We start from the raw sequence: 7,139 nt of genomic DNA, 5'->3' as shown, positions 1-7,139 counted from the left end.
AGATATTGATAGACAAGTAAAACGACAAGGGTTAACGCTCACTCAAAAACAGGAAGACACACTCAACCAAGCCTATCGATTACTAAAACAAACTCGCCAGAGCAAAAACAAACTGTATAGCTTGCATGAACCCAATGTGGACTGTATCTCCAAAGGCAAAGCCCATAAACGCTATGAGTTTGGTGTGAAAGCAAGCATAGCTGTAACGGCGAAAGAATCCTTCATTGTGGGAGCAAGAAGATATCCAGGTAATCCTTATGATGGCCATACGTTAAAAGATCAACTTCAATAAGTTGAAACCCTGACAGGAAAAAAACCGGAAACCTGTTTTGTTGACCGAGGGTATAAAGGATCGGTCGTGAAAGATATTAAGGTGTTGATTGCTGGTCAAAAGCGCGACGTACCAAAGAAGGAGAAGCGATGGATAGGGAGACGAAACAGCGTAGAGCCTATCATAGGGCATCTCAAATCAGATGGAAAACTCAGACGATGCTTTTTAAAAGGCGTACTAGGCGATGCGATTAACGTGATCTTAAGCGCCTGTGGTCAGAACCTGCGTAAGCTGCTCAAGTGGCTTTATTATGCCCAATAATTTGGGCCATTTTTAAAGCTACTGTTGCTTCAAATACATTTTTCACTGGGAAGGCAGAAAAACAATATGGCGCTTCATACTTGAAACGCCATTATTCAGAGTCGACTAGTTAATTTTGCTTCTACTGAGTGTTTATTTTATCAGTGTCCGCTTTTTCTATCTCATGCAGTTCTACAATAAATTTAAGTGCTGCATTAGGTGGGATAGGGCCTGTGCCACCAGGGCCGTAGGCTAGGTCTGATGGGATGTATAGTTCGTACTTTGAACCAACAGGCATTAGTTGTAGGCCTTCTGTCCAGCCTGGGATAACGCCATTTAGTGGGAAGGTGATGGCTTCGCCACGTTTATAAGAACTGTCGAATACTGTGCCGTCATCTAAGCTACCTTCGTAGTCTACTTTTACGGTATCAGTAGCTTTAGGTTTTTCGCCTTTGCCTTCTGTAATAACTTTATAAAGTAGGCCTGAGTCCGTTTTTTTCACTCCATCTTCTGCTTCTTTTTCTTTTAACCAAGCCGCTGATTTTGCTTTTGCTTCCGCTGATAGTTTTTCTTGTTCAAGCTGAGCTTTTTCTGTTTGTTCTTGTTGGTAAGTTTGGATAGCCTGAGTGACCTCTTCCATTGTCATTTTGCCTTCTTTACCAGCAAAAGAGTCTTGAAAGCCGGCCATGAAGGTCTTCATGTCTAACGTTGAGAAATCTTTTGCCATACGTGAACCGAACATAGTGCCGATACTGTAACCAAGGCGTTGCTCTTTTGTGTCCAGTTTAATAGCGCTGTCATCTGCGTATGCAAAGGAAACAGAAGACATAACTAGCGCCGCAATAAGTGTTTTGTTCATAAAAAATATTCCATTCGTTTGTTTGTAGATCACTTAGTGATTCAAAAGTATAAAGACGGAGTTCGATTCGTGTACTGCTTTATTAAGCACAATATATTAGGCAAAATCAAAGTGGAAATCATGATGTACGCCTCGTGCTTTGCAAAACCAGATCTGTTGGTATGTTCTAACATAAGCAAGGCAGTATATGCCAATTTTATGTCGACATACTTACCAAAGTGACCCCTTTACCTGCACACTTCGTTTGAGTTCCAAAAGATTGATTAGTTCCACACAGAACAAGGTGTTAGATGAGATTAATCTGGCTATTTCTTAATAGGCAATCGCTTTTACATAAGCATGACAGTGTTTGCTAGAGCTATTGGTTTTGTTGTTCGCTTTTACATAAAACTGACTTTACGATTTTATTTTTAATTGCTAAGGCCCATAGATAAAGGAGTCAAGACAGGTAAGAATACTCATTAGATAATACTCTGCCCCTACTGTGCAATTTATGCGGTTAAATGCTAAATTATGCCGCCTTGGACAGATGATAGTCTTTGTTAACATGGCACCTCAGGATGGCGTTTAGTTCCTGTCTTTTATTATTTTTTATGGATGTCGGTTGTGGTTAAGCGCTTTTCCTCGTTAAAAGAAATTCTTCATCTGTTGTTTCCCATGGTGTTGACGATATCTCTGGAGTTATCCATAGGCGTTGTTGATACCATCATGCTTGGTCATTACAGTGCATTAGATCTTGCTGCAGTCGGCTTGGCGTCAAGTTTATGGTTACCAGTAGGGTGTTTTTTGATGGGGGTAACTTACGGTATTACCCCTTTGGTTACTCGGCATCTACATGGTCGTCAGCCTAAACTAGTCAATCTCTATATGTCACAGGCTGTAGGCTTGTCCATTGTATTTGGTATATTTGCGAGTGTATTGACCGTTATTGTTCTACCCTATTTTGTTGAATTGTTAGTTGATGAAGTAGAGACCCGCCGGGTAACGATTAGCTATCTTTATTTGTTTGCCCCTGCTTTGCCAATGCTTGCCCTGATGACGGCCTATAAAAATTTATTCGAAGCGGCAGGCCGGCCCGGTTTTCCCTTGTTTGTGGCAAGCATAGGTTTGCTGTTAAATGTGATATTTAATTATATTCTCATCTACGGAGAGTTTGGTTTTCCTGAAATGGGTGCGCGCGGCGCAGCTTTAGGGTCTAGTCTATCTTTGTACCTCTGTGTTGCTTTATTTTTTGTTTATGATCGCTATTTTAACAAGAAGCCTTTGTTCACTCGTTTAGTCATACGTTATACCTATAATTTTTCCATGTTGTTGAAGATAGGCGCACCAGCGGGGTTTGCCTTTGCCTTTGAGGTGGGGTTATTTTCCTCTATGACTTGGTTGATTGCCTCTTTTGGTGAGTTAGCCTTAGGTGCCGGACAAATAGTGATGTCTTACACTTCTTTCTTATTTACGCCCATGATGGCTATGAGTGCAGTGACGGCGATTGTCGTGGCAAAAGCCATGTCTAATGAAGGCGTTGATGGGGCGAAAGAGCGTATTCGTACTATTTCTATACTGGGGCTTTTATATGCATCTACGTGTTTTGTATTAACCCAACTATTTCGAGATTATATTCCATATATTTATACTAATGATGATGAGGTCGCATCATTAGCTGCGAGTATTCTATTGATTTCAGCTTGTTATCAATTACCTGATGCATTGCAAACTATATTCACTGGAGCACTACGAGGATTCCGAGATACCCGTTCTTCTATGATTGCTTTTTGTGTTTCGTTATTTGGTTTAAGTATTCCTTTGGGTTTTTGGTTATCCCATTACAGCCCTTGGGCTGAAACCTTATCAGTACGTGGGTTTTATATCGGATTGGGCTCGGGCTTATGTTTACTTGCTGGAATTTTAGTCTGGCGTCTGAATATAGTATTGCGTCGGTATGAAGGTAAGCGTATTGCTTCACCACGGGAAGCTGTATAGATAGCCTAGAGTGAATGTACCGTTTTGCAAATAGATAAAACTAGTTCATGGCAAGCTTTATCGTCAGTCTGCTTTAAGGTAATGTTGAACTCTCTTGTCATCCCCGTAATCGGTTGGGAAGCTGGTATTTTTCCTGCAGTCATGTTGGCCACAACACGTTTTAGGCTTGCTTTAGAGCTTTAGAGCCAACGCTTGAACTATTACTTTTGTCTGGTGAGGTTTCATGACCTCCCATACTGCAATTTTTTTAGTTCTAGGGACTTATTTGCTCTTTGACAATAGAGGCGAGTTTGCAGGTCATCAAAATATTGCTAAAGCACTGAAATGTGAAACTTATTTTGTTAAGTCCTATCGCTCATGGCAGTGTGGCCTCAATGAAAATACAAATGGTCTGCTGAGACGTTTTACCTTAAGAGGCTTGTCATAAGTAAGCTCACAGATACACAAACATTAATCAATTTAAGGCCTAGAAAAGCGCTAAAATACTCCACTCCAATTGAAGTATTATTAGATAAACGTATGTTACTTATTGTTGATGCATAGGGATTACGAGGAAATTCTATTTTTGACTGTTATTATTTTTTTGGGGATTTCCCCACAACTTTAAATTCGATATAATCATATAAACTCATTCATCAAAGCTAAAAAATGATAAGTATTGTCTTGTGTTCAGATGAAAACTACGCGCCGTATAGTGCAACTGTAATGGTTTCTTCATTAGTGAATACGGCTGCCCCAGAGGACTTCATTTTTTACTTATTGACACCTGGACTTACTGATGGTTCTAAAGATAAGCTTCAAACGGCTGTTGAAAGCTATGGCGCCCAGCTAGAAATTATCAGTATAGAGGTCTCTAACTTCATTTCTTTAAATATAGATTTGGGGAGGTTTGGGATAGGGGCACTCCTTCGTTTATATATGCACCGCTACTTACCTGAAATTACTAAAAAAGTAATTTATCTTGATTGTGACTTACTAGTTCTGGGAGATCTAGCTGAATTGTGGGGTAAGAATTTAAATGGACTAACTTTAGGTGCAATAACTGATCTTTGCTCACCAAGTGTATTTAAAGGAAGGCAAAAAAACTACTTCAATTCAGGTGTGCTTTTAATCGACTTAATAAAGTGGAAGAACGACGAAATTGGTGAGAAAGCACTTACTTATCTCGATAAAAATCTAGAGAAATCTAAATACCCTGATCAGGATGCATTAAATAGCGTATTAAAAGGTGAGTGCTTACCCATCGATTTAAGTTGGAATTTTCAACCTACATCTTATGCCGCATATGAAAAAAACTATGATTATTTAGAGAATAGAAGATATGAACTTTATACTTCTATACAAAAACCAAATATTGTTCACTTTATTGGATCTGTAAAGCCTTGGAGTCCAGACTGTGTACACCCATTACAAAAACTATTTATAAAATTTTCAGAAGAAACACCATGGCCAATAAGTATAAAAAAATTACGTTCTAATCTATCACTATCAAAAAGAGTAAGGCTTTTTTTGAAAAAAAATAAAATTAAGCGGCGACGAAAGATGACTAAATATAGAATTTATTGACTAGGTCGGGTTTAAGTTCGAAATGTGACGTCTGGGTGTTTAAATTCTAAGAATTTTCTTGGACGATAATTGATATACGTCATTTTTTGTTTTTATGTGGAAAAATGCTTTTTCGGTCTCAATGCTATAAAGTGAATATGTCTGTCTAGTCGTTAATCATCTGTTTTAAGTGAGATGTGATTTTTTTCTTAATCAAATCAGATGAGTCTGATCGATCGAAAATCGTTCATGGTTTGCCTAGGAATAAAGGGGATATTATTATCACTTTGGACTGACATTAGATAAAACCTTGTATCCTTTAGCTTCAACTATTTATCTACTTGGGTAGTAAATGCAGATTTGTATTTACTACCCTCCGAAAGAAAATTGAGTATTAAATGACATTGGTATCCAGAAAGCTAAGCAACCTATTCAAACGTCGTACATCTGAAGAGCAACCCGCATGGCTGATATTTTTAGGTATTGCATCAATTGTTGTATATGCCATCTCAAGAACCGGTTTTCCTAAAGTTGCAGAGGTCACATCATCCATAGCTGTTCTTGCTGGGCTATGGGGGCTATTTAAATATGGAAAAATTGTCAACAGCCACATTTTAATTAGATTTCTGTGGATTAGTATCCTGATTCAACTAATATCATGGGGATTAGCCCAATATATTACCCCTGAATGGGCTGAAAGTTCACCAAAGCTAAACAAAATAAACGGTTGGCTTATTTTTATTCCATTTGCATGGTTAATTGCTCAACGAAAAGGTGCGATTTGGTTAATGTGGGGAGCTGCAGTGCTAGGAATATTACTATCTCCTTGGGTGACAGGAGGAGGGCTGGATGAAATAATTCAGGGGGGCAGTGGGCATAGAATCGACTTTGGCCTGTTAAACGCTCAGCATACTGCTTTCTTTTTTGGCTCTATATTTATTGGTCTATGTTGTTTTTCTAAAAAAATCTACCAAAGAAATAAGCTACTTGTCATTCCACTATTATTTATTATTTATTATTTATTATTGGTTCTTTATTTGGTTCAAACTCGTCAAGCATGGCTTTCGATTATTATTACATTGATACTGATTTTTACTTACCTAATGATTATGAGTGAAAATGAAAAAATAAGAAAAAATCAATTTTTTTTGATTGTATCCTTTGTTATTGGTTTCATAGTTTTGAGTGGTTTGGTTCTAAATAATGATAGGATCACAAATAGAATTATGATTGAAAAAAATTCTATATTGGCAATCACTGCTCTGGATTTTGATAATGTTCCTTATTCAAGCTTTGGAATTAGATTTCATTCTTGGGTGGCCGCTACTAATTTCATAAAAGAAAAGCCTTTTTTTGGGTGGGGCAGTAATGGAAAATCATTAGTAATAGACCATACCAAATGGCTACCAGATTATATCAAAAAAGAATTTGGTCACCTTCATAATACTTACTTTGAACTTTTAGTGAATTATGGTATTGCAGGGTTGTTTTTCTATTTTTCTATTTGGGCAGTCATAGGTAGAATGCTTTTGAAAGAAATAATATTAGGGAGTGTAGAAATTGAATTTGGTTATATTTATTTATCCATTTTTATATTTTGGGGTGTAATGAATTTTTTTGAATCCTATCAAAACTTCTGGACAGGAAGTTTTTTCTTCAATATATTTATGGCTGGTATAGTATCCAAAGTTTGGTACACAAAACTATCTAGTCGCTCCTAAAAAAATCAGAATAGAGGGCGTTTTATATGAGCCCTCGTCAGGAAAAGCTGCATACTGCAGAAGGGTTTTTCAATCTCAGCTCGTACCCATATAAACCAAAAAGCTGTATAAGCTGCCCTTATTAGTTTAGTTGTTTGAAGATAGTTATTATTTAGTCGTCCCTGAAAAGCTCTCAACCTATTGAATCTAATGTATTTTTATAAAATAGTTAATATCTAAATCTTGCTATAAATACGCTATAAGACCCAAAAAATTGCAGAACAGGTGAGTTTTATGAAGCCTCGTCAGACAAAGACCATACTGCAAAAGGATTTATTCCAACCTCAACTCGTTGACATCATTAACCCCAATCATCCTTTAGTAGGACTGACTAAGATCATTGATTGGAAGCAATTGGACTTAACGCTTAGCGCCCACTTTTCAAGCGTTGGTGCGGCCGCGTTACCAACGCGTCTTATGGCGGGGT

General features: G+C 37.7%; 5 protein-coding genes and 1 pseudogene. 5 read left to right on the top strand and 1 reads right to left on the bottom strand.

The genetic code is table 11. The features are described 5' to 3' along the window. Positions 1 to 676, top strand: a pseudogene (locus I8J31_RS20530) (transposase); the annotation flags it as partial. A 37-nt stretch (positions 677 to 713) separates the two neighbouring features. Here I8J31_RS20530 and bamJ read toward each other — a convergent pair. Then, on the bottom strand, positions 714 to 1,430 hold the full coding sequence (bamJ, locus tag I8J31_RS20525) for a BamJ family beta-barrel-assembly machinery protein (protein WP_199470450.1): 717 nt from the start codon (positions 1,428 to 1,430) through the stop codon (positions 714 to 716). 606 nt (positions 1,431 to 2,036) lie between these two features. On the opposite strand from bamJ, the gene I8J31_RS20520 reads away from it, so the two are divergent. The 4 genes from I8J31_RS20520 to I8J31_RS20505 all read left to right on the top strand — a co-directional run. Beyond that, positions 2,037 to 3,407, top strand: a complete 1,371-nt coding sequence (locus I8J31_RS20520; RefSeq protein ID WP_325101234.1) for an MATE family efflux transporter — start codon at positions 2,037 to 2,039, stop codon at positions 3,405 to 3,407. Positions 3,408 to 4,055: 648 nt separating this feature from the next. Beyond that, the gene (locus I8J31_RS20515) at positions 4,056 to 4,973 is read left to right on the top strand and encodes a glycosyltransferase family 8 protein (RefSeq protein WP_199470449.1); all 918 of its coding nucleotides are present in this window, start codon (positions 4,056 to 4,058) and stop codon (positions 4,971 to 4,973) included. A 377-nt stretch (positions 4,974 to 5,350) separates the two neighbouring features. Further along, a complete protein-coding gene (locus tag I8J31_RS20510) occupies positions 5,351 to 6,673 on the top strand; it encodes an O-antigen ligase family protein (RefSeq protein ID WP_199470448.1) in 1,323 nt (440 codons plus the stop codon). A gap of 273 nt (positions 6,674 to 6,946) precedes the next feature. Beyond that, on the top strand, positions 6,947 to 7,139 hold a 193-nt coding region (locus tag I8J31_RS20505), incomplete at its 3' end, for a transposase (protein WP_499845516.1).

Source organism: Marinomonas transparens (assembly GCF_016463975.1).
Classification (GTDB): Bacteria; Pseudomonadota; Gammaproteobacteria; order Pseudomonadales; family Marinomonadaceae; genus Marinomonas; species Marinomonas transparens.
Note: the sequence above shows the minus strand (reverse complement) of the source record. Positions and strands in the feature narration are given on the sequence as shown.